The sequence below is a fragment of the Geodermatophilus nigrescens genome (assembly GCF_900129495.1).
Taxonomy (GTDB): domain Bacteria; phylum Actinomycetota; class Actinomycetes; order Mycobacteriales; family Geodermatophilaceae; genus Geodermatophilus; species Geodermatophilus nigrescens.
The window spans coordinates 483256-503998 of record NZ_FQVX01000003.1; the positions used below are offsets into that span (position 1 = coordinate 483256).

Consider the following 20743-nt stretch of genomic DNA (forward strand, 5'->3'; position numbering starts at 1 on the left):
AGAGCACGCCCCTTTAGCTCAGTCGGCAGAGCGTCTCCATGGTAAGGAGAAGGTCTACGGTTCGATTCCGTAAAGGGGCTCCGACCAGCCGGTCCAGTCGCCAGACCGGGCCGCACGGTCATCCCGGCGGTGTAGCTCAGCCTGGTAGAGCAAGCGGCTCATAATCGCTGTGTCACCGGTTCAAGTCCGGTCACCGCTACTCCAGACGGACCCCGGACCTCCGGGGTCCGTCGCCGTGTCGGCACCCGCCGCCACGGCACACCGGCCCGTGGCGGGCCGGTCCTGACAAGGCGAGGAGAGCCTCCATGGCAGCCACCGACGTCCGTCCGAAGATCACCCTGGCCTGCCAGGAGTGCAAGAACCGCAACTACATCACCCGCAAGAACCGGCGGAACGACCCCGACCGGCTCGAGCTGAAGAAGTACTGCCCCAAGGACAAGCGGCACACCGTCCACCGCGAGACCCGCTGACGCAGGTCCCGGACGGAGCAGGGAGGGCGGGAGTGGCGCTGGACGCAGGACTGGTCGGGCGCAGCTACCCGCCCTCCGCCGTCTACGAGGTCGCCCGCGCGAAGATCGCCGAGTTCGCCGCCGCGGTCGGCGCCACCGACCCGGCGCACACCGACGCCGAGGCGGCCCGGGCGCTCGGGCACCCCGACGTGATCGCCCCGCCGACCTTCGCCATCGTGGTCACCATGGGCGCCGCCGACGTCGTCATCGCCGACCCCGACGTGGCCCTCGACTACAGCCGCGTCGTACACGGCGAGCAGCGCTTCACCCACGCCCGCCCGATCCGGGCCGGCGACCGGCTGGTCAGCACCACCACGATCGAGGCCGTGCGCAGCGTCGCCGGCAACGACATGCTCACCACCCGGGTCGACGTCGCCACCGAGGACGGCGAGGCCGTCTGCACCGCCACCTCCCTCCTCGTCGCCCGGGGGACGGCGTGAGCGCCCGTCCGGCGGCCACCGACGTCGCCGTCGGCACCGAGCTGCCCGAGCAGGTCCACCGCGTCACCCGCGCCGACCTGGTCCGCTACGCCGGCGCGTCCGGCGACCTCAACCCCATCCACTGGAGCGACCGGGTCGCCACCGGCGTCGGCCTGCCCGGCGTCATCGCCCACGGGATGCTGACCATGGGCCTGGCCGCCCGGGCCGTCACCGACTGGGCCGGCGACCCCGGCGCGCTGGTCGAGTACCAGGTGCGCTTCAGCCGCCCCGTCGTCGTGCCCGACGACGACACCGGCGCCGAGGTCACCGTCCGCGGGAAGGTCGGGGCGGTCCTCGACGGCGGCCGGGTCCGCGTCGACCTCACGGTCACCAGCGGCGGCGAGAAGGTCCTCTCGCTGGCCCGCGCCACCGTCGCCCTGGCATGACCCTGCGGCGCGCGGCCCTGGCCGCCGCGGTCCTGCTCGTCTCCGGCTGCACCTCCTTCAGCGAGACCGTCGCCGCGGAGGACGCCCCGTCGGCCGCCGCGCCGTCGGATCCGGCGCCCACCGACGACGGGGACGGCAGCGGCGACGGCGACGCGTCCTGCCCCGCCCCGCGCGCCGAGCCCGACCCCGACCGGCCCGTCGTCGACCTGTCCTTCCGGCTGTCGGAGGACCTGCGCACCGTCACCGGCACCGAGACCGTCGTCTTCACCCCCGACGAGGACACCGACGAGATGGTGTTCCGGCTGGTGCCCAACAGCCCCGGCGGCACCGAGCTCGGCAGCCGGCTGACCGTCGACGACGTGCGCGGCGACGACGTCCGCGAGGGCGGCTACGAGGACGCCGGCGCGCGGTCGCCGGGCGGGCTGTACGTGCTGCAGCTCGACGACGAGCTCGCCGCGGGCGACCCGACCGAGGTCGAGCTGGACTTCACCCTGTCGCTCGGCGGGGGTGACGGCCTCCAGCGCCTCGGCACGGCCGACGGCACCGCCTGGTGGGCCAGCGGCTTCCCCCTGCTGGCGTGGGAGCCCGGCTCGGGCTGGGCGCGCGACCCGTTCGTCGACGTGCTGGGCGAGACCGCGAGCAGCCCGGTCGCCGACACCACGGTCACCGTCGACGCGCCCGAGGACCTCACCGTGCTGATGACCGGCGCGCAGGAGGAGCCCTCGGCGCCCGACGACGGCCGGCGCACCTGGACCTCGCGGGAGCCGGTCGCCCGCGACGTCAGCGTCGCCGCCGGCCCGTTCCGCACGGCCACGCTCACCTCGCCCGGCGGGGTCGAGATCACCACCGGCGTGCTCGACGGCGCCGACGTGGGCCCCGGCGAGCTCGCCGACTGGACCAGCGAGGCCGTCACCGACCTCGCCGACCGCCTCGGCGCCTTCCCCTACGACACGCTCACCGTGCCGCTCCTGCCGGCCGAGGGCGGCGGCATCGAGTACCCGAGCTCGATCCTCATGGCCGGCGCCGACCGGTCGGTGCTCGAGCACGAGGTCGCGCACATGTGGTTCTACGGGATGGTCGGCGACTCGCAGTTCCGCGATCCGTGGCTCGACGAGGCGTTCGCCACCTACGCCGAGCGGGTCGACGGCCAGGTGTCGCAGGAGTCCCTCGACCGCGCGCTGGCCGCCCCCGGCGACGTCGGCGGCGCGATGGACGAGTTCGCGGGCACGGAGGAGTACTTCGACGCCGTCTACGGCAAGGGCGGCGCCGCCCTGCTCGCCGCCCGGCAGGCGGCCGGCGAGGGCCCGTTCGACGCCGCGCTGCGCTGCTACGTGCAGGTCAACGCCTGGACGATCGTCACACCGGACGACGTCGCGGCCGCCCTCGCCGACCTGCCGGCCGCCCTCGACGTGCTGGTGGCGGCCGGTGCCCTCGACGAGGGCGACCGCCCGGACTAGCCGGCCGAGCCGAGCAGCCGCTGCAGCCGGCCGACGCCCTCGGCGAGGTCGTCGTCGCCCAGCGCGTAGGACATCCGCACGTAGCCCGGGGTGCCGAACGCCTCCCCGGGGACGACGGCGACCTCGGCCTCCTCCAGCACGATCTCGGCGAACTCCGCGCTCGAGGACGCCGTGCGCCCGTTGATCGGCCGGCCGAGCAGCGCCTTGACCGAGGGGTAGACGTAGAAGGCGCCCTGCGGCTCGGGGCAGGCGACGCCGGGGATCTCCCGCAGCATCGACACGATGGTCTTGCGGCGCCGGTCGAAGGCGGTGCGCATCTCGTCGACCGCCGACAGGTCGCCGGTCAGCGCGGCCACCGCCGCGGCCTGCGACACGTTGGCGACGTTCGACGTCGCGTGCGACTGCAGGTTGGTCGCGGCCTTGACGACGTCGGCCGGCCCGGCGATCCAGCCCACCCGCCAGCCGGTCATCGCGTAGGTCTTGGCGACCCCGTTGACGACGACGCAGCGGTCGGCCAGCTCGGGCACGAGCACCGGCATGGACGGCGCGGTGGCCCCGCCGTAGGTGAGGTGCTCGTAGATCTCGTCGGTGAGCACCCACAGGCCGGTCTCGGCTGCCCAGCGGCCGATGGCCTCCACCTGGTCGGGCGGGTAGACCGCGCCGGTGGGGTTGGACGGCGACACGAACAGCAGCACCTTCGTGCGCTCGGTGCGGGCCGCCTCGAGCTGCGCGACCGACACCAGGTAGCCGCTCTCCTCGTCGGCCACCACCGGCACCGGGACGCCGCCGGCCAGCCGGATCGCCTCCGGGTAGGTGGTCCAGTACGGCGCCGGCACGAGCACCTCGTCGCCCGGGTCGAGCATCGCGGCGAAGGCCTCGTACACGGCCTGCTTGCCGCCGTTGGTCACCAGCACCTGCGCGGGGGTGAGCGCCAGTCCCGAGTCGCGGGCGGTCTTGGCGACGATCGCCTCCTTGAGCACCGGCAGGCCGCCCGCGGGGGTGTAGCGGTGCATGGCCGGCTGGCGGCACGCGGCGACCGCGGCCTCGACGACGTAGTCCGGCGTCGGGAAGTCCGGCTCCCCGGCGCCGAAGCCGATCACCGGCTTGCCGGCCGCCTTGAGCGCCTTCGCCTTCGCGTCGACCGCGAGCGTCGCGGACTCGGCGATGGCGGCGACGCGGCGCGAGACGCGCGACCGGGCGGGGGACTGGGCGGCGGGCTCCGACGGGGAGACGGCGGTCATGGGCCCCATCGTGTCAGGAGCACCGCCGTCCGGGCTGCCCCGTTCCGGGTCGCCGCAGGCCGGGGCGCGGTCCCGGGGGCGGGAGCCGGCCGCGCGCACCCCGTCCGGGGCACGCTCCGGAGCGGAGTCACGGGCGCCGGGCGCGGTCCCGTACACTGGCAACCCTGGGGCGATCGACCCCGCCACCGGCGTGCCCCGGAGCATCTCCTGGGACGGCGCCGGACCGGCGGAGCGGCCGTCCCGGGGCTCGCTCGGGACCTCGGTCCCGGGCACTAGGGGTGTAGCTCAACTGGCAGAGCAGCGGTCTCCAAAACCGCAGGCTGCAGGTTCAAGTCCTGTCACCCCTGCCCGTGCCGCCGGTGTGCGCCGGCGACGAGCACGACCCGGCACCGCCCCGTGTCCCGGCAGCGCCGGCGCGGCCGGTGCCGGCCCGGGGCCCGCGCGGCCCCGGGGGCACGACGGCAGACGGCCCGACGACAGCGGCCACCACCACGACGCGAGCGAGGCGCAGTGAGCGACGAGAAGCCGGGCCGCGGGGAGGACCCCCGCTCCGCCTCCGACGCCGAGCTGACCGACGAGCAGCTCGACCGTGAGGCCCCGGGCGTCGAGGACGCCGCCGAGCTCGAGGCCGCCGAGGACGAGGTCGCCGCCGAGGCGCAGGCCGAGGAGGACAAGGTCGTCCCCGCCCCGGCACGCCGCCGCGGTGGCCGGATCACCGCCGGCGACGACGACGAGGACGACGAGCCGGCCGCGCCGCGCACCCGCCGTCCCGCCCGCGAGCGCGCCGCGAGCCGCCCCGCCGGCCGCTCCGAGGAGGGTGGCGCCACCCGCTCCCGCGCCGCCGCCCAGCGCGCCCGGGCCGACGAGGTCCGCCAGCGCCGCAACCTGCGCCGGTTCCTCCGCGAGGTCGTCGCCGAGCTCCGCAAGGTCATCTGGCCGGGCCGCCGGGAGCTGATCACCTACACGACCGTCGTGATCCTCTTCGTGGCCTTCATGGTCGCGCTGGTCGCGGGCCTGGACGTCCTCTTCGCGCAGGGCGTGCTCGCCGTCTTCGGCTGACCGCCCCCTGCGCCCGCCCGCCACCCGAGAAGGAAGAGAAGCCGTGACCGACCCCCGCGAGCCGTTCGACACCGACAGCGACGTCGAGGACATCGACCTCGACGACGCCCGCATGGACGTGCGCGGCAGCGTCGACGTCGAGACCGGCGCCGACGAGGTGGGTGCCGCCGAGGGCTCGGGCGACACCACCGACCAGGACACCGACACCGGCGTCGCCGACGTCACCCCGGCGGTCGAGGGCGGCGGGCGCGACGCCCTCGTCGGCGACCCGCTCGCGGCCCCGGCGCCCGACCACGACCCGATCGTGACCGAGGCGCTCGCCGAGGCCGAGGCGGAGGACGAGGACCCCCGGGAGACGCTCAAGCGGACCCTGCGCACCCAGTTCGGCGACTGGTACGTCATCCACTCCTACGCGGGCTACGAGAACAAGGTGAAGACCAACCTCGAGTCCCGCATCCAGTCGCTGGACATGGAGGACTACATCTTCCAGATCGAGGTGCCCACCGAGGAGGTCACCGAGATCAAGAACGGCAAGCGCACCCAGGTCAACCGGAAGAAGCTCCCCGGCTACCTGCTCGTCCGCATGGACCTCAACGACGAGTCCTGGGGCGCGGTGCGCAACACCCCCGGCGTCACCGGTTTCGTCGGCGCCACCTCGCGGCCCTCGCCGCTGTCGATCGACGAGGTCGTGAACCTGCTCGTCCCCGACGCCCCGCCGCAGGCGGCGAAGACCGCCGAGGCGGCCTCGCCGGCCGCCGCGGCCGCGTCGCCGGTCGCCGTCGTCGACTTCGAGGTCGGCGAGTCGGTCACCGTCATGGACGGCCCGTTCGCCACCCTCCCGGCCACCATCAACGAGATCAACGCCGAGCAGCAGAAGCTGCAGGTGCTGGTCTCGATCTTCGGCCGGGAGACGCCGGTCGAGCTGTCGTTCACCCAGGTCGCCAAGATCTGACGACGGACCGGGTCGCCCCCCGCCGCTCGTAGAATCGACGGCGGGACCCTGCGACGCGGCCGTCCCACCCCGTCACGGAGAAGGAAGTCATGCCCCCCAGGAAGCGGTTGACCGCGGTCATCAAGCTCCAGATCAAGGCCGGTGCGGCCACCCCCGCGCCGCCCGTCGGTCCGGCGCTCGGCCAGCACGGCGTCAACATCATGGAGTTCTGCAAGGCGTACAACGCCGCGACCGAGTCGCAGCGCGGCGACGTCGTCCCGGTCGAGATCTCGGTCTTCGAGGACCGCTCGTTCACCTTCATCACCAAGACCCCGCCGGCCGCGCGCATGCTGCTCAAGGCCGCCGGTGTCGAGAAGGGCTCGGGCGAGCCGCACAAGACCAAGGTCGCCACCGTCACGCGTGACCAGGTCCGCGAGATCGCCCAGACCAAGATGGCCGACCTCAACGCCAACTCGCTCGACGAGGCCGAGAAGATCATCGCCGGCACCGCCCGGTCGATGGGCATCACCGTCCAGGGCTGACGCCCCCGACGGCACCGGCGGCCCCACCGGGCCGCACCAGCACGTCACCAGTGGGAGGGCCCCGCCAGGCCCGCACACCACGAGATCCCCGCCCGCGCGGCGGGGGAGAGGAACCACCATGGCGAAGCACGGCAAGAAGTACCGCGAGGCAGCGGCGAAGGTCGACCGCGAGAACCTCTACAGCCCGCTGCAGGCGGCCGGCCTGGCGAAGCAGACCTCGCCGACCGCGTACGACGCCACCGTCGAGGTGGCCATGCGCCTGGGCGTCGACCCGCGCAAGGCCGACCAGATGGTCCGCGGCACCGTCAACCTGCCGCACGGCACCGGCAAGACCGCCCGCGTCATCGTCTTCGCGACCGGTGACCGCGCCGCCGAGGCCGAGGCCGCCGGCGCCGACGTCGTGGGCAGCGACGACCTCATCGAGCGGATCCAGGGCGGCTTCCTGGACTTCGACGCGGCGATCGCCACCCCCGACCAGATGGCCAAGGTCGGCCGGATCGCCCGCATCCTCGGCCCCCGCGGCCTGATGCCGAACCCGAAGACCGGCACCGTGACCCCCGACGTCACCAAGGCCGTCAACGACATCAAGGGCGGGAAGATCAACTTCCGCGTCGACAAGCAGGCCAACCTGCACCTGGTGATCGGCAAGACCTCCTTCGACGAGACCAAGCTCGTCGAGAACTACGCCGCCGCCCTCGACGAGGTGCTGCGCGCGAAGCCGGCCGCCGCCAAGGGCCGGTACGTCAAGAAGGTCACCATCTCCACGACGATGGGCCCGGGCATCCCGGTCGACCCGAACCGCACCCGCAACCTGACGGTGGACGAGCCCACCGCCTGACGAAGGACCTCGTCCTCCCCGTCCTGAGCGAGCTCAGGACGGGCCCCGGGACGAGGCCGTTCCAGCACCTCACGAGGGGCCCCGCCGCGCACCCGCGCGGCGGGGCCTCCGTCGTCTCCCGGACCGGCCGCCGCCTCCGCCGCGGGATCGCGTATGCTCGTCGTCGTTCACCCATGACCGCTGGTCGTCGCACGTCCGCGTGCGATCGAAGGTCCCGGATCCCCGGGCGGCCCGCGCAGGAGGACGGTCCGATCGGCGGCGCCGCGCGCGCCCGCCCCTCGCCCCGTGCGCCCTGCGCCGGGGCGTTCCTCGTCTCCGGGCCCGATCGCCCGCTCCCGCACGACGCACGAGCGGTCGCCCGACAGACGAGAGGAGGCCCATGCCCACGCAGGCGAAGGCCGTGGTGATCGACGAGATCACCCAGCGGTTCCAGAACTCCAGTGCGGCCGTGCTCACCGAGTACCGCGGGCTGACCGTGGCGCAGCTGACCCAGCTGCGCCGTTCCCTCGGTGCGGGCAGCAGCTACGCCGTCGTCAAGAACACCCTGACGAAGCGGGCGGCGGACTCGGTCGGGCACACCGACCTGGGCCCGCTGCTGAACGGCCCGACCGCGATCGCCTTCATCGAGGGCGACGTCGTCGAGGCCGCCAAGGCCATCCGTGACTTCGCGCGCGCCAACCCGCTGCTCGTCGTCAAGGGCGGCGTGGTCGAGGGCCGCACGGTCACGCCCGCCGAGGTCACCGCTCTGGCCGACGTCGAGCCCCGCGAGGTGCTCCTGGCCAAGCTGGCCGGCGCGATGAAGGGCAACCTGACCAAGGCCGCCGGCCTGTTCCAGGCCCCGCTGTCGCAGGTCGCCCGCCTGGCCGCCGCGCTGCAGGAGAAGAAGCCCGCCGAGGGCGACGCTCCGGCCGCCGACACCGCTGCTGCCGACACCACCACCGACTCCGCCGACGCCGCCGACGCCGCGGCCGGCACCGACTGACCCCCAAGGAGAGATCATGGCCAAGCTGTCCACCACGGAGCTGCTCGACGCGTTCAAGGAGATGACGCTGCTCGAGCTGTCCGACTTCGTGAAGCAGTTCGAGGAGACCTTCGAGGTCACCGCCGCTGCTCCGGTCGCCGTCGCGGCCGCCCCGGCCGCCGGTGGTGCCGGCGACGGTGGCGCCCCCGCCGCCGAGGAGCAGGACGAGTTCGACGTCATCCTCGAGAGCGCCGGCGACAAGAAGATCCAGGTCATCAAGGAGGTGCGCGGCCTGACCTCGCTCGGCCTCAAGGAGGCCAAGGACCTGGTCGACGGCGCGCCGAAGCCGGTCCTGGAGAAGGTCGCCAAGGACGCTGCCGAGAAGGCCAAGGCCGCCCTCGAGGGCGCCGGCGCCACCGTCACCGTCAAGTGACGCCGTCCCCGGCCTGAGCCGGGGACCTGCACCACCCCGCACCACACAGGGGCCGTCCTCCTCCGGGAGGGCGGCCCCTGTCGCGTCTCCGGGTGATGCGACAGCGATCCGTGTCACGCGAGGCGAGTGATCTCCGTAACCTCCCGGAGGCGTCCTCGTTACCCGTCAGTAGAGCCGGACGCACACCGGGGTGCGACCGGCGACGGAGCCGGACGAGGGGGTCGTGGTGGGCGTCGCCGTCGAGGTCGAGGGGCTGACCAAGTCCTTCGGCAGCCAGAACATCTGGAGCGACGTCACGCTGACGCTGCCGCCGGGGGAGATCTCGGTGCTGCTCGGCCCGTCCGGCACCGGCAAGTCGGTCTTCCTCAAGTCCCTGGTCGGCCTGCTCAAGCCCGAGCGCGGCTCGATCGTCATCAGCGACACCGACATCGTCCGGTGCAGCGAGTCCCGGCTCTACGACGTGCGCAAGCTCTTCGGCGTCCTCTTCCAGGACGGCGCGCTGTTCGGCTCGATGGACCTGTTCGACAACATCGCCTTCCCGCTGCGCGAGCACACCCGCAAGACCGAGGCCGAGGTGCGCCGCATCGTCCTCGAGAAGATGGACATGGTCGGCCTGCAGGGCGCCGAGCGGAAGCTGCCCGGCGAGATCTCCGGCGGCATGCGCAAGCGCGCCGGCCTCGCCCGCGCGCTGGTGCTCGACCCGGAGATCATCCTGTTCGACGAGCCGGACTCCGGCCTCGACCCGGTCCGCGTCGCCTACCTCAACCAGCTGATCGTCGACCTGAACGCGCAGATCGACGCCACCTTCCTCATCGTCACGCACGACATCGGCACCGCCCGCACCGTGCCGGACAACCTCGGCCTGCTCTACCGCAAGCACCTGGCCATGTTCGGCCCGCGCGAGCAGCTGCTGACCTCGCAGGAGCCGGTCGTCCAGCAGTTCCTCAACGGCCGCCGCGAGGGCCCGATCGGCATGAGCGAGGAGAAGGACGTCGCCCAGGTCGAGGCCGAGATGGCCGCCCTGCAGGCGCGCGGCGGGGACCGGCACAACGGCGTCGGGCCCAAGGGCGCCGTCGGCGGCGACGCCGTCCCGCCGCAGCTCGACCCGTCCCCGGGCCTGCCCGAGCGCCGGGCCCAGCGCCGCCGCCAGGAGCGCGTCGCGCGGATGCTGCACGAGTTCGACCCGGCCACCGCCGACGCCATCCGCGCCAGCCTGCCCGCCGACCTGCTCGCGCAGGCCGACGCGGGCGTCCTCACACCTCCCGCGGGCGGGCGGCACTGGGCCACCGACAGCACGCAGGCCATCGGCGTCCTGCCCGGGCCCCGGGACGGCCGGTGACGGCTCCCGGGAAGCCCGAGGCGCCGGGGCTGCTCGACGGGAAGCTGTCCCCGACGCGGCCGCTGCGCGCGAGCGGCGACCTCTTCGCGTTCGCCCTGGACACCGTCCGGGCGATGCCCAAGCGGCCGTTCCAGCTGCGGGAGTTCGTCCAGCAGACCTGGTTCGTCGCCAGCGTGACCATCCTGCCGACGGCGCTGGTCGCCATCCCGTTCGGCGCGGTCATCGCCCTGCAGCTCGGGTCGCTCACCCGCCAGCTCGGCGCCCAGTCGTTCACCGGCTCGGCGTCGGTGCTCGCCGTGCTGCGCGAGGCCAGCCCGATCGTCACCGCGCTGCTCATCGCCGGGGCCGGCGGCTCGGCCATCTGCGCGGACCTCGGCGCCCGCAAGATCCGCGACGAGATCGACGCCATGGAGGTGCTCGGGATCAACCCGATCCAGCGCCTCGTCGTCCCGCGGGTGCTCGCCGCGATGGTCGTCGCCACGCTGCTCAACGGCCTGGTCAGCGTCGTCGGCGTCGCGGGCGGCTACTTCTTCAACGTCGTCCTGCAGGGCGGCACCCCGGGCGCCTACCTGGCGTCGTTCGGCGCGCTCGCCCAGGTCGAGGACTTCTGGTCCGGGGAGCTCAAGGCCCTGGTCTTCGGCCTCATCGCCGGGATCGTCGCCTCCTACAAGGGGCTGCGCGCCGGGGGCGGGCCCAAGGGCGTCGGCGACGCGGTCAACCAGTCCGTCGTCATCACCTTCCTGCTGCTGTTCGCGGTGAACTTCGTGATGACGGCGATCTACTTCCAGCTCGTCCCGCCGAAGGGGCAGTGACCCCGTGGCCCTCCTCTCCCCGGTCGACCGGGTCCGCGTCGGCGCACGCCGGCTGGTCCGCCGCGTGTACGGCCGGCCGATGGACACCCTCGAGGACCTCGGCGACCAGCTGTCCTTCTACGGCCGGGCGCTGGGCTGGACGCCGCGCACGCTCCGCCGCTACAAGCGCGAGACGCTCCGGCTGCTCGCCGAGGTCACCTTCGGCACCGGCGCGCTCGCCGTCATCGGCGGCACGGTCGGCGTCATCGCCTTCCTGTCGTTCTTCACCGGCACCGAGGTCGGGCTGCAGGGTTACGCGGCTCTCGACCAGCTGGGCACCTCGGCGTTCACCGGCTTCCTCTCCGCGTACTTCAACACCCGCGAGATCGCGCCGCTGGTCGCGGGGCTCGCCCTGTCGGCGACCGTCGGCTGCGGGTTCACGGCCCAGATCGGCGCCATGCGGATCAACGAGGAGATCGACGCCCTCGAGGTCATGGGCGTGCCCTCGCTGCCGTTCCTGGTGACCACCCGCATCGTCGCGGGCTTCGTGGCGGTCGTCCCGCTCTACGTCATCGGCCTGCTGAGCAGCTACTTCGCCACACGGACGATCACCACGCAGGCGTACGCGCAGTCGGCCGGCACCTACGACCACTACTTCACCCTGTTCCTGCCGCCGCAGGACGTGCTGTGGTCCTTCGTCAAGGTGCTCGTCTTCGCCGTCGTGATCATCCTGAGCCACTGCTACTACGGCTACCGGGCCGGCGGCGGCCCCGCCGGCGTCGGCCTCGCGGTGGGCCGGGCGGTGCGCTTCTCGATCGTCGCGGTCATGGTCATCGACCTGTTCCTGTCGCTGGCCATCTGGGGCTCGACGACGACCGTCCGGATCGCGGGGTGAGCGGCCGGTGACCGGGGGCAGGGGAGCGGTCGTCCGCCGCCGTCTCCAGGGCGTGGCGTTCCTCGTCGTCCTGGCGCTGCTGCTGGCCCTGACCGTGGCGCTGTACCAGAAGGCGTTCACCGACACCGCCCGCGTCGTGCTGCGCGCCGACACCGTGGGCAACCAACTGCAGGAGACCTCCGACGTCAAGGTCCGTGGCGTCATCGTGGGCGAGGTCCGCTCGGTCGAGGCGAGCGCCGAGGGCGCCACCATCGAGCTGGGCATCCGGCCGCGGTTCCTCGAGCAGATCCCCGCCGACGTCACCGCCCGGCTGCTGCCCAAGACGCTGTTCGGCGAGCGCTACGTGTCGCTGGTGGTGCCCGACCAGCCCTCCCCGGAGCGGCTGGCCGACGGCGCGGAGATCGGCCAGGACCGCACGGAGAACGCGGTCGAACTGCAGCGGGTGATCGACGACCTGCTGCCGCTGCTGCGCGCCGTCGAGCCGCAGGACCTCAGCTACACGCTCGGTGCCGTCGCCTCCGCGCTGCGCGGCCGCGGCGAGCGCCTGGGCGAGAACCTGGCCGCCGTCGGCAGCTACGTCGGCGAGCTGAACACCGTGCTGCCCGAGCTGCAGGCCGACATCAGCGGCCTGGCCGACGTCGCCGACACCTACGACTCGGCCGCCGACGACCTGCTCGCGGTCCTCGACGACCTGGCGGTGACGTCGCAGACGCTGGTCGACCAGTCCGAGCAGCTGCGGCGCACGTTCACCGTCGTCGGCGGCTCCTCGGCGACCGCGGCCGGCTTCCTGGAGGCCAACGAGCGCAGCCTCATCTCGCTGGCCGCCACCTCCCGGCCGGTGCTCGGCACCTTCGCCGAGTACTCGCCGGTCTACCCCTGCCTGCTCGACGGGCTCGCCCGGTTCACGCCGATGATCACCGAGGCCTTCGGCGGCGACGGCGACCCCGCTCTGAACCTGGACATCGTCGTGACGCTGCCGCCCCGCAACGCCTACCAGCCCGGCGACCAGCCGGCCTACCTCGACCGGTCGGGGCCCGACTGCCAGGGCCTCGACGACATCGACGCCATCATCGCCGCGGCCGACCGGGGCGAGTACTACTGCCCGGCGCCGCCGCAGGACGGCGTCGACTCGGCCGACAACCCCTTCAGCGGCAACCCCACGTGCCTGGGCGGGCGCGGCCCCGCCGACGTCCCCGCCGGCTCCGGCGAGCCGAACGCGGTCGCCGCCTCCCTCGGGGACTCGGTGCCCGGCGCGCTGCCCGGGTCGACGGCCGAGCTCGACCTGGTGCGCAGCATCCTCGGGTACCAGACCGGCACCGAGCCGGCGCGGGTCTCCGACCTCGCCGCCTCGACCATGGCGCCGCTGCTGCGCGGGACCCAGGTGGCGTTGCGATGAGGGGCCTCGCCGCGCCGCTGACCAAGCTGGCCGTCTTCGCGCTGGTCACCGTGCTGGCCAGCTACGTCCTGGTCACCACCATCACCAACGCCGGGTACGGCGAGTCCCTCGGCTACCGCGCCCAGTTCAGCGACGTCGCCGGCCTGGTCGAGGGCGACGAGGTGCGCATCGCCGGCGTCCGGGTGGGCCAGGTGACCGGCATCGGGCTCTCCGACCGGACCGAGCGCCCGGTGGCCGAGGTGTCCCTCGAGGTCGACGCGGAGGTCCCGCTGCCCACCTCGGTGCAGGCCACCATCCGCTACCGCAACCTCGTCGGGCAGCGCTACGTGGCGCTCACCGAGGGGGAGGGCTCGGCCGGGGCCACCCTCGCGGAGGGCGCCACCATCCCGCTCGCGCAGACGCGGCCGGCGCTGGACCTCACCACCCTGTTCGGCGGGTTCCAGCCGCTGTTCCAGGCGCTGTCCCCGCAGGACGTCAACCGGCTGTCCTACGAGGTCATCCAGGTGTTCCAGGGCGAGGGCGGCACCGTCGAGAGCCTGCTCGGGCACGTGGCCTCGCTGACGTCGTCGCTGGCGGACAAGGACGCCGTCATCGGCAGCGTCATCGACAACCTGACCACCGTCATGGGCACCGTCGCGGCGCGCGACGAGCAGCTGTCCTCGCTCGTCGTCTCGCTGCAGCAGTTCGTCAGCGGCCTGGCGCAGGACCGCGACGCGATCTTCGACTCGCTGCAGACCATCGACGGGCTGGCGGTCAGCACGGCCGGCCTGCTCGAGGACGCCCGCGCCCCGCTGGCCGCCGACGTCGAGCAGCTCGGCAGCCTGGCCGGCAACCTCGCCGACTCCGGCGACGTCCTGGAGGAGTTCCTGCAGCTCGCGCCGTCGAAGATCGACCTGATCACGCGGACCGCCGTCAACGGCTCCTGGTTCAACTTCTACCTGTGCGGGGCGTCGGGCTCGGTGACCCTGCCCGGGTCCGCGGAGCCGAGCACCGTCCCCGCGGGCGGGCTGTCCTCCGGCGCGAGGGGCTGCTGATGGCCCGCCGCGCGAGCACGCCCTTCCGGGACCGGGACCCGGTGGTCATCGGCGCGGTCAGCCTCACCCTCATCGCGCTGCTGGTGCTGCTGGCCTTCAACGCCAAGGACCTGCCGCTCATCGGCGGCGGCACCGTCTACCGCGCCCAGTTCTCCGAGGCCGCGGGCCTGCGCCCCGACGACCCGGTCCGGGTGGCCGGCGTCAAGGTCGGGCAGGTCGAGAGCCTGTCCCTGGAGGACGGCGCGGTCACCGTGGCGTTCCGGGTCCGCGACGCCTTCGTCGGCGACGCCTCCGAGGCGGCCATCAGGATCGAGACGGTCCTCGGCGCCAAGTACCTGGCGCTCGTGCCGCGCGGGGCGTCCCCGCTGGACCCCGAGGAGCGCATCCCGCTCACCCGGACCGCCTCGCCCTACGACGTCGTCGAGGCCTTCGCCGACCTGTCCACGACGGTCGGGGAGATCGACACCGCCCAGCTGGCCGGCTCCTTCGAGGTGCTCGCGGAGACCTTCGCCGACACCCCCGACGAGGTGCGCGCCTCTCTCGACGGCCTGGCCCGGCTCTCGGACACCATCGCCTCCCGCGACGCGCAGCTGCGCGAGCTGCTGTCGGCCACCGAGGACGTCACCCGCGTCCTGGCCGACCGCGACGGCGAGTTCACCCGGCTCGTCCTCGACTCGAACACCCTGCTCACCGAGGTGCAGGAGCGCCGGGCGCTCATCGACGCCATCCTCACGAACACCCAGACGCTCGCCGGGCAGCTGACCGGCCTCGTCGCCGACAACCGCGAGGCGCTCACCCCGGCGCTGCAGCAGCTGGCCACGGTCACCGACATCCTGTCGCGCAACCGGCAGGCGCTCGGGGAGACGGTGGCGGACCTGGCGCCGTTCGTGCGGGTCTTCACCAACACCCTGGGCAACGGCCGCTGGTTCGACAGCTTCGTCGAGAACCTGCTGCCCGGCGCCGTCGGCTCGGTGCTGTGCGGCGGCGCGGCGCAGGCGCCCGGCGGCCTCGTCTCCTGCGGGGAGGGGCAGTGAGCGGCACCCTGCAGCGCGGCGTGGCGCTGGCCGCCGCGGCGGTCCTGGTGGCCGCGCTGGGCTGGACGGTCCTGCGCCCGGCCGGCCAGATGCGGGTCACCGCGTACTTCGGCCAGGCCGTCGGCGTCTACGAGGGCGGCGACGTGCGCGTCCTCGGCATCGACGTCGGCGAGATCACCGCCGTCGTCCCCCTGGGCGACCGGGTGCGCGTCGACATGCTCGTCGACGAGCAGTACGACATCCCGGCCGACGCCGACGCCGTCGTCCTCGCGCCCTCACTGGTCAGTGACCGGTACGTGCAGTTCTCCCCGGTCTACGACGGCGGCCCGACGATGGAGGACGGCGCGGAGCTCGACCTCTCGCGCACCGCCACCCCGGTCGAGCTCGACGCGGTCTACGGCGCCCTCGACCAGCTCTCCGCGGCGCTCGGGCCCACCGGCGCCAACGCCGACGGCGCCCTGTCGGACCTGCTCGCCGTCGGCGCCGACAACCTCGAGGGCAACGGCGGCGCGCTGGACCGCACGCTCACCGGCTTCTCCCAGGCGGTGCGGACGCTGTCGGAGAACCGCGACGACCTGTTCGGGTCGGTGGAGAACCTGCAGACCTTCACCTCGGCGCTGGCCTCCATCGACGCCCAGGTGGGCCAGTTCAACGCCGACATGGCCGCGGTCGCCGCCCAGCTCGAGGGCGAGCGGGAGGACCTCGCGGCCGCCGTCGCCCTGCTCTCGCAGGCGCTCGGGGAGATCGCGAGCTTCGTGCAGACCAACACCACGCTGCTGACGACCAACGTCGACCGGCTCGCCGACGTCACCCTCACCCTCGTGCAGCAGCGCCAGGCGCTGGCCGAGGTGCTCGACGTCGCCCCCGCCGCCCTGGGCAACATCGCGCACGCCTACAACCCCGACTACGGGACCCTCGACACCCGGGACAACTCGCTCGGCTCGACCAACCCGGAGGTCATGGTCTGCCAGCTCCTGGCGCAGGCCGGGCGGCTGCAGCTCGGCGGCGTGGCGCTGACCGACCTGCCCGCCTTCCTGCAGCTGCCGCCCACCGAGCAGATCTGCGTGCGGCTGCTCTCCGGCGACCCGGGCAACGACGGGCAGCTCGACGACCTCAACGGCAACGGCGTGCCCGACCTGCAGGAGCTGCTCGGCACCCTGTTCGGCCGGTCCGCCGCCACCCCCGCCGCCGGCGGCACCCCGCTGGTCGGCCTGCCGCCGGTCGGGGGCCAGCGGTGAGCGGCCCCGCCCGCCGCCGGGCGGCCGCGCTGGCCGCCGGTGCGCTGCTGCTGTCCGGCTGCGGCTTCCGCGGCGCGTACTCCCTCGACCTCCCCGGCGGCGCCGACACCGGCGAGGACCCCTACACCGTGCAGATCGAGTTCCTCGACGTCCTCGACCTGGTGCCGCAGGCCGGCGTCCGGGTGGCCGACGTCCCCGTCGGGCGGGTGGAGGACATCGCGCTCGGCGAGGACTGGACCGCGGTGGTCACCGTGGAGGTCGACGGCGACGTCGAGCTGCCGGCCAACGCGGTGGCGATGGTCCAGCAGTCCTCGCTGCTGGGGGAGAAGTACGTCGAGCTCGCCGCCCCCGGCGGCGAGGAGCCCGCCGGCCGGCTGGCCGACGGCGCGCGCATCGGCCTGGACCGCACGAACCGCAACGTCGAGGTCGAGGAGCTGCTCGGCGCCCTGTCGCTGGTCCTCAACGGCGGCGGGCTCGCGCAGCTGCAGACCATCAGCCGCGAGCTCGGCGTGGCGCTCGAGGGCCGCGAGGACGCCATCCGGCGGACCCTCACCGAGCTCGACACGTTCATCGCCGGCCTCGACGACCAGCGCGAGGAGATCGACCGGGCGCTGGACAGCGTCGACGCCCTCACCGCGTCGCTCGCCGCGCGCACCGGCACGATCGAGACCGCGCTGGACACCATCGGCCCCGGCCTCGACGTGATCACCGAGCAGCGCGACCTGCTCGTGTCGATGCTCGGCAGCCTGGCCCGCCTCGGCGACGTCGGCACCCGGGTGATCCAGCAGGCCGGGGCGGACACGGTCGCCGACCTGCAGCTGCTGCAGCCGATCCTGTCCCAGCTCGCCGCGGCCGGGCCCGACCTCGCCGAGTCGCTGGACCTGCTGCTCACCTACCCCTTCCCGGCCAGCTCGCTGTCGGCGCTGCAGTACCGGCCCGACGCGCGCACCGGCGGGTACGGCTTGTTCACCAACATGACGGCGAACCTCAACCTCGACCTGTCCGAGCTGCTCTGCCGCTACGTGGTCGACCCGGTCACCGGCGGCCTGGAGACGCTGGAGCCGCAGGACCTCGTGGGCGCCGAGTGCGGCACGCCCGGCACCCCGCCGTCCAACGCCGCGGGAGGCGCCGCCCCCGCCGGACCGGGTGCGCCGTCGCCGGCGCCGGTCCTCGGCGGCCTGGCCGGCACCGTCCTCGGCGGGCAGCCCGCGGACGCGGGCCTCGTGGGCCTGCCGCCGGTGCCCGGGAGCGGCTCGTGATCACCCGCAGGGTCAGGCTGCAGCTGCTCGCCTTCGCGACGGTGGCGCTGCTCGGCATCTCCTACGTCGGCTTCACCTACGTCGGCCTGGACCGGGTGCTGCTCGGCAGCGGCTACGACGTCTCCGCCGACTTCGCCGACTCCGGCGGCGTCTTCGTCAACGCCGAGGTCACCCACCGCGGCGTCGCGGTCGGCCGGGTCAGCGACATGCAGCTCACCGACGACGGCGTCCGCGTGACCATGACCATCGAGCCCGGCGCCGACCCGATCCCGGCCGACACCGACGCGGTCGTGGCCACCCGCAGCGCCGTCGGCGAGCAGTACCTCGACCTGCGACCGGCCACCGCCGACGGGCCGTACCTCGAGGACGGCGCGGTCATCCCGCAGTCGCGCACGGCGATCCCCGTCCCGGTCGAGCAGTTGCTGCTGGACGTGGACGAGCTGGTCACCTCGCTCGACGCGGAGGACCTGCGGGTGGTGGTCGACGAGCTCGGCCGGGCCTTCGCCGGCGCCGGCGACGACCTGACCCGCCTCATCGACAACGGCGACCTGCTGCTCGCCCGCGCCGAGGAGTCGCTGCCCGAGACGCTGCGGCTCATCACCGACGGGCGCACGGTGCTGGAGACCCAGGCCGCGAGCCGCTCGGCGATCGAGCAGTGGGCCGCCGACCTGCGCGCCGTCAGCGACACCCTCGTCGACATCGACCCCGACCTGCGCGGCCTGGTGGTCAACGCCCCCGACGCCGGCGCCGCGCTGCAGCGGCTCGTCGACGACGCCGGGCCGGGACTCGGGTCGCTGGTGCGGGGCCTCGACGTCCTCAACGGCGTGACGATCCCGCGCCTCGACGGCGTCGAGCAGCTGCTGGTCACCTACCCCGACGTCGTCAGCGGCGGCTTCAGCGTCGTCCGCAACGACGGCGGCACGCTGCGCGCCCACTTCGGCCTCGTCCTGGGCAGCGACGACCCGCGCGCCTGCACCAGCGGCTACGTCTCCACCGGGCAGACGCCGACGCCGGGCTCGGTGGCCACCGTCGACGTCGACGCGGTCGGCTGCGACGTCGTCGACGGCGTCGACCCCTCGCCGGGCGACGGCGTGGACGAGAGCGGCTCCAACATCCGCGGCGAGCAGAACATCGGCCGCGACGGCGGCGTCGGGTCGCCCGGCCCGCAGGGGCAGCCCGGCGCCGGCGCACCGGGCGCCGCGGTGCTCGACGACGTCGTCGGCGGGCTGCTCGGCGCCTCCCCCTTCGCACGGACCCAGGGCTAGGTCAGGCATGCTCGTCACCCAGAGAAACCGAACCGGTACAGGACGAGAGGAGGACGCGGTGACCCGCACGGGGCAGGACTCGGAGCAGGGGACCGTCGCGTCCCCGGTGGAGGAGGGCCGCGGCGGAGGGCGCCGGTCCCGCCACGCCGCCCCCGAGGCCGAGGGCTCGTCGGTCCACGACGCCGCGCCGCGGCGCCGGCGGCCGTCGCTGCCGCTCGTCCCGGTGCTCGCCGTCCTGCTGGTCGCGCTGGTCGCGGCCGGCGTCTGGCTGGCGCTGCCGCTGTTCCGCGGCGACACCGACTCCCCGGTGCGCACCGACACCTACGTCGAGGTCCTGCAGGCGGCCCGCTCCGGCGTGGTCGACCTGACCTCCTTCGACGCGGTCACCATCGACGACGACATCGAGCAGGTCCGCCGCGTGGCCACCGGCGACCTGCGCGACGAGTCCCTCGCCCAGCTGCAGGACCGGCGGCAGGAGCTCGTCGACGCGCAGGCCGTGGTGCAGACCGAGGTCGTCGGCGCCGGCGTCGTCGCCGCCGACGAGGACAGCGGCACCGTGCTGCTCGTCCTCCAGTCCACCCAGCAGAGCACAGCGAGCCCGCAGGCCCAGGTGCTGCGCTACCGCATCCAGGTCGAGCTCGTCCGCGAGGACGGCCGCTGGGTGCTGTCCGGGATCCAGGGGAGGTGACCGGCGTGCCCGAGACCCCCGAGGACCGCCCGCGCCCGACGCCGCGACCGCGCGCCGCGACGCGTCCGTCGCCGCGGCCGCGCGTGGCCGGGAGCCGCCGCGACCGCGACGAGCCCCGCCCGGCGCCCGAGAGCCCCGAGGCCGGGAGTCCCGCGGCCGGTGCCGCCGTCGCTCCCGCGCCGACCTCGCCGGCGGAGGCGCCGGCGGGGGAGGGGCGCCGCCCCGCGCGGTCCGGCGCCTCCGCCCGGCGCACCCGGCCCGCCCGCGAGGCCGCCCCGGCCCGCCGGCGCCGGGCGCTGCCCCTCGTCGCCGTCCTGGCGGTGCTGTGCGTGCTCGCCGCCGCCGCGGTCGCCGTCCTCGCCTGGCAGCGGGCCGAGCCGTCGACGGTATCCGCCACGGTGTTCAGCGCCGCCCGCGAGAACGTGCAGGCGCTCTACGCCTACGACTACCAGGACTCCGAGGGCAGCGTGCAGCGCAAGCTCGACGTCCTCACCGGTGACCTGCGCGACCAGTACGAGCGCGACCTCTCCCAGGGCGGGATCCTCGACACCTACGAGCAGGTGTCGGCCACCACGCGCTACGAGGTCCTCGACGTCGGCCTGCAGCAGGTCTCCGACGACCAGGACTCCGCCACGGTCGTGGTGTTCGGCCAGTACGTCGTCGAGTCGGTCACCAGCGGCACCCAGGCCCCGCCCGAGGGGTCGGAGTGCACCGTGACGCCCGAGGGCGCGCAGTCGTGCACGCAGACCGTGCAGGTCGCGATGACCCGGGTCGACGGCGACTGGCGGATCAGCGACCTGACGCTGCTCACGACCAGCTGACCGCCGGGCCGCCCGGGCCCCGTGCGGCGTGGCGGAGACAACGGGGCGGTCCGACTGGCATCATCTGTGCCGCGGCCCACCGCCGGTGTTGCGGAGGTGCTGTCCTTCCCGGGAGTGTGGCGTGGGTCCCCCCACCCCCGACGTGGA

At 74.0% G+C, this 20743-nt stretch carries 22 protein-coding genes and 3 tRNA genes; 24 read left to right on the forward strand and 1 reads right to left on the reverse strand.

What is annotated here, in order from left to right; translation table 11 throughout:
• Positions 1-7: 7 nt before the first annotated feature.
• From BUE37_RS15960 to BUE37_RS15985, 6 genes are all read left to right on the forward strand, one after another.
• Positions 8-80, forward strand: a tRNA-Thr gene (locus BUE37_RS15960).
• Positions 81-125: 45 nt separating this feature from the next.
• Positions 126-199: transfer RNA gene (locus BUE37_RS15965), tRNA-Met, on the forward strand.
• Between the two features lie 106 nt (positions 200-305).
• Entirely contained in the window at positions 306-470 is a 165-nt protein-coding gene (gene rpmG, locus BUE37_RS15970) for a 50S ribosomal protein L33 (RefSeq protein WP_073421301.1), read from the forward strand.
• 32 nt (positions 471-502) lie between these two features.
• Entirely contained in the window at positions 503-949 is a 447-nt protein-coding gene (locus BUE37_RS15975; RefSeq protein ID WP_073421302.1) for an FAS1-like dehydratase domain-containing protein, read from the forward strand.
• Entirely contained in the window at positions 946-1374 is a 429-nt protein-coding gene (locus tag BUE37_RS15980) for a MaoC family dehydratase (RefSeq protein WP_073421303.1), read from the forward strand. Before BUE37_RS15975 ends, BUE37_RS15980 begins: the two co-directional genes overlap by 4 nt.
• Positions 1371-2831, forward strand: coding sequence for a M1 family aminopeptidase (locus BUE37_RS15985; protein WP_073421304.1), 1461 nt, complete (start codon positions 1371-1373; stop codon positions 2829-2831). Before BUE37_RS15980 ends, BUE37_RS15985 begins: the two co-directional genes overlap by 4 nt.
• Here the strand turns inward: BUE37_RS15985 and BUE37_RS15990 are convergent.
• Positions 2828-4072 carry a pyridoxal phosphate-dependent aminotransferase gene (locus tag BUE37_RS15990; protein ID WP_073421305.1) on the reverse strand — a complete coding sequence of 415 codons (1245 nt, stop codon included), beginning with the start codon at positions 4070-4072 and terminating at the stop codon, positions 2828-2830. The two genes, BUE37_RS15985 and BUE37_RS15990, sit on opposite strands and share 4 nt — an antisense overlap.
• A gap of 274 nt (positions 4073-4346) precedes the next feature.
• Here BUE37_RS15990 and BUE37_RS15995 point away from each other — a divergent pair.
• The 18 genes from BUE37_RS15995 (at position 4347) to BUE37_RS16080 (ending at position 20596) form a co-directional block, all read left to right on the forward strand.
• Positions 4347-4419 (forward strand) — tRNA-Trp (locus BUE37_RS15995).
• A gap of 163 nt (positions 4420-4582) precedes the next feature.
• The gene (gene secE, locus BUE37_RS16000; RefSeq protein WP_073421307.1) at positions 4583-5131 is read left to right on the forward strand and encodes a preprotein translocase subunit SecE; all 549 of its coding nucleotides are present in this window, start codon (positions 4583-4585) and stop codon (positions 5129-5131) included.
• A gap of 43 nt (positions 5132-5174) precedes the next feature.
• On the forward strand, positions 5175-6083 hold the full coding sequence (gene nusG, locus BUE37_RS24555) for a transcription termination/antitermination protein NusG (RefSeq protein WP_245794663.1): 909 nt from the start codon (positions 5175-5177) through the stop codon (positions 6081-6083).
• A gap of 89 nt (positions 6084-6172) precedes the next feature.
• Complete coding sequence (rplK, locus tag BUE37_RS16010) at positions 6173-6604, forward strand: 50S ribosomal protein L11 (protein WP_073421309.1); 432 nt, start codon at positions 6173-6175, stop codon at positions 6602-6604.
• Between the two features lie 118 nt (positions 6605-6722).
• Positions 6723-7442: a 50S ribosomal protein L1 gene (gene rplA / locus BUE37_RS16015; protein WP_073421311.1), complete on the forward strand. Its 720-nt coding sequence runs from the start codon at positions 6723-6725 to the stop codon at positions 7440-7442.
• 379 nt (positions 7443-7821) lie between these two features.
• Positions 7822-8424 carry a 50S ribosomal protein L10 gene (rplJ, locus tag BUE37_RS16020; RefSeq protein WP_073421313.1) on the forward strand — a complete coding sequence of 201 codons (603 nt, stop codon included), beginning with the start codon at positions 7822-7824 and terminating at the stop codon, positions 8422-8424.
• 16 nt (positions 8425-8440) lie between these two features.
• Entirely contained in the window at positions 8441-8836 is a 396-nt protein-coding gene (gene rplL / locus BUE37_RS16025; protein ID WP_073421315.1) for a 50S ribosomal protein L7/L12, read from the forward strand.
• 223 nt (positions 8837-9059) lie between these two features.
• On the forward strand, positions 9060-10175 hold the full coding sequence (locus BUE37_RS16030) for an ABC transporter ATP-binding protein (RefSeq protein WP_281248089.1): 1116 nt from the start codon (positions 9060-9062) through the stop codon (positions 10173-10175).
• Positions 10172-10987 carry an MlaE family ABC transporter permease gene (locus BUE37_RS16035; RefSeq protein ID WP_245794666.1) on the forward strand — a complete coding sequence of 272 codons (816 nt, stop codon included), beginning with the start codon at positions 10172-10174 and terminating at the stop codon, positions 10985-10987. Before BUE37_RS16030 ends, BUE37_RS16035 begins: the two co-directional genes overlap by 4 nt.
• A gap of 4 nt (positions 10988-10991) precedes the next feature.
• Positions 10992-11861, forward strand: a complete 870-nt coding sequence (locus BUE37_RS16040) for an MlaE family ABC transporter permease (RefSeq protein ID WP_245794669.1) — start codon at positions 10992-10994, stop codon at positions 11859-11861.
• A gap of 7 nt (positions 11862-11868) precedes the next feature.
• Positions 11869-13257, forward strand: coding sequence for an MCE family protein (locus BUE37_RS16045; protein WP_073421317.1), 1389 nt, complete (start codon positions 11869-11871; stop codon positions 13255-13257).
• The gene (locus BUE37_RS16050) at positions 13254-14291 is read left to right on the forward strand and encodes an MCE family protein (RefSeq protein WP_073421319.1); all 1038 of its coding nucleotides are present in this window, start codon (positions 13254-13256) and stop codon (positions 14289-14291) included. Before BUE37_RS16045 ends, BUE37_RS16050 begins: the two co-directional genes overlap by 4 nt.
• On the forward strand, positions 14291-15325 hold the full coding sequence (locus BUE37_RS16055) for an MCE family protein (protein ID WP_073421939.1): 1035 nt from the start codon (positions 14291-14293) through the stop codon (positions 15323-15325). The genes BUE37_RS16050 and BUE37_RS16055 overlap by 1 nt, the downstream gene beginning before the upstream one ends.
• Positions 15322-16563, forward strand: a complete 1242-nt coding sequence (locus BUE37_RS16060; RefSeq protein WP_073421321.1) for an MCE family protein — start codon at positions 15322-15324, stop codon at positions 16561-16563. The genes BUE37_RS16055 and BUE37_RS16060 overlap by 4 nt, the downstream gene beginning before the upstream one ends.
• Positions 16560-17822, forward strand: a complete 1263-nt coding sequence (locus tag BUE37_RS16065; RefSeq protein ID WP_073421323.1) for an MCE family protein — start codon at positions 16560-16562, stop codon at positions 17820-17822. The genes BUE37_RS16060 and BUE37_RS16065 overlap by 4 nt, the downstream gene beginning before the upstream one ends.
• Positions 17819-19087 (forward strand): MCE family protein, encoded by a 1269-nt coding sequence (locus BUE37_RS16070; RefSeq protein WP_073421324.1) that lies wholly within the window; start codon positions 17819-17821, stop codon positions 19085-19087. Before BUE37_RS16065 ends, BUE37_RS16070 begins: the two co-directional genes overlap by 4 nt.
• Before the next feature lie 58 nt (positions 19088-19145).
• Complete coding sequence (locus BUE37_RS16075) at positions 19146-19775, forward strand: hypothetical protein (RefSeq protein ID WP_073421325.1); 630 nt, start codon at positions 19146-19148, stop codon at positions 19773-19775.
• A gap of 5 nt (positions 19776-19780) precedes the next feature.
• Positions 19781-20596 (forward strand): hypothetical protein, encoded by an 816-nt coding sequence (locus tag BUE37_RS16080; protein ID WP_139253009.1) that lies wholly within the window; start codon positions 19781-19783, stop codon positions 20594-20596.
• Positions 20597-20743: the final 147 nt, after the last annotated feature.

Coding starts and splice junctions, on each gene's coding strand:
- rplA (WP_073421311.1), top strand. CDS start 6,723: ATGGCGAAGCACGGCAAGAAGTACCGCGAGGCAGCGGCGAAGGTCGAC.
- BUE37_RS15990 (WP_073421305.1), bottom strand. CDS start 4,072: ATGACCGCCGTCTCCCCGTCGGAGCCCGCCGCCCAGTCCCCCGCCCGG.
- rpmG (WP_073421301.1), top strand. CDS start 306: ATGGCAGCCACCGACGTCCGTCCGAAGATCACCCTGGCCTGCCAGGAG.
- BUE37_RS15985 (WP_073421304.1), top strand. CDS start 1,371: ATGACCCTGCGGCGCGCGGCCCTGGCCGCCGCGGTCCTGCTCGTCTCC.
- rplK (WP_073421309.1), top strand. CDS start 6,173: ATGCCCCCCAGGAAGCGGTTGACCGCGGTCATCAAGCTCCAGATCAAG.
- rplJ (WP_073421313.1), top strand. CDS start 7,822: ATGCCCACGCAGGCGAAGGCCGTGGTGATCGACGAGATCACCCAGCGG.
- BUE37_RS16055 (WP_073421939.1), top strand. CDS start 14,291: ATGGCCCGCCGCGCGAGCACGCCCTTCCGGGACCGGGACCCGGTGGTC.
- rplL (WP_073421315.1), top strand. CDS start 8,441: ATGGCCAAGCTGTCCACCACGGAGCTGCTCGACGCGTTCAAGGAGATG.
- BUE37_RS16050 (WP_073421319.1), top strand. CDS start 13,254: ATGAGGGGCCTCGCCGCGCCGCTGACCAAGCTGGCCGTCTTCGCGCTG.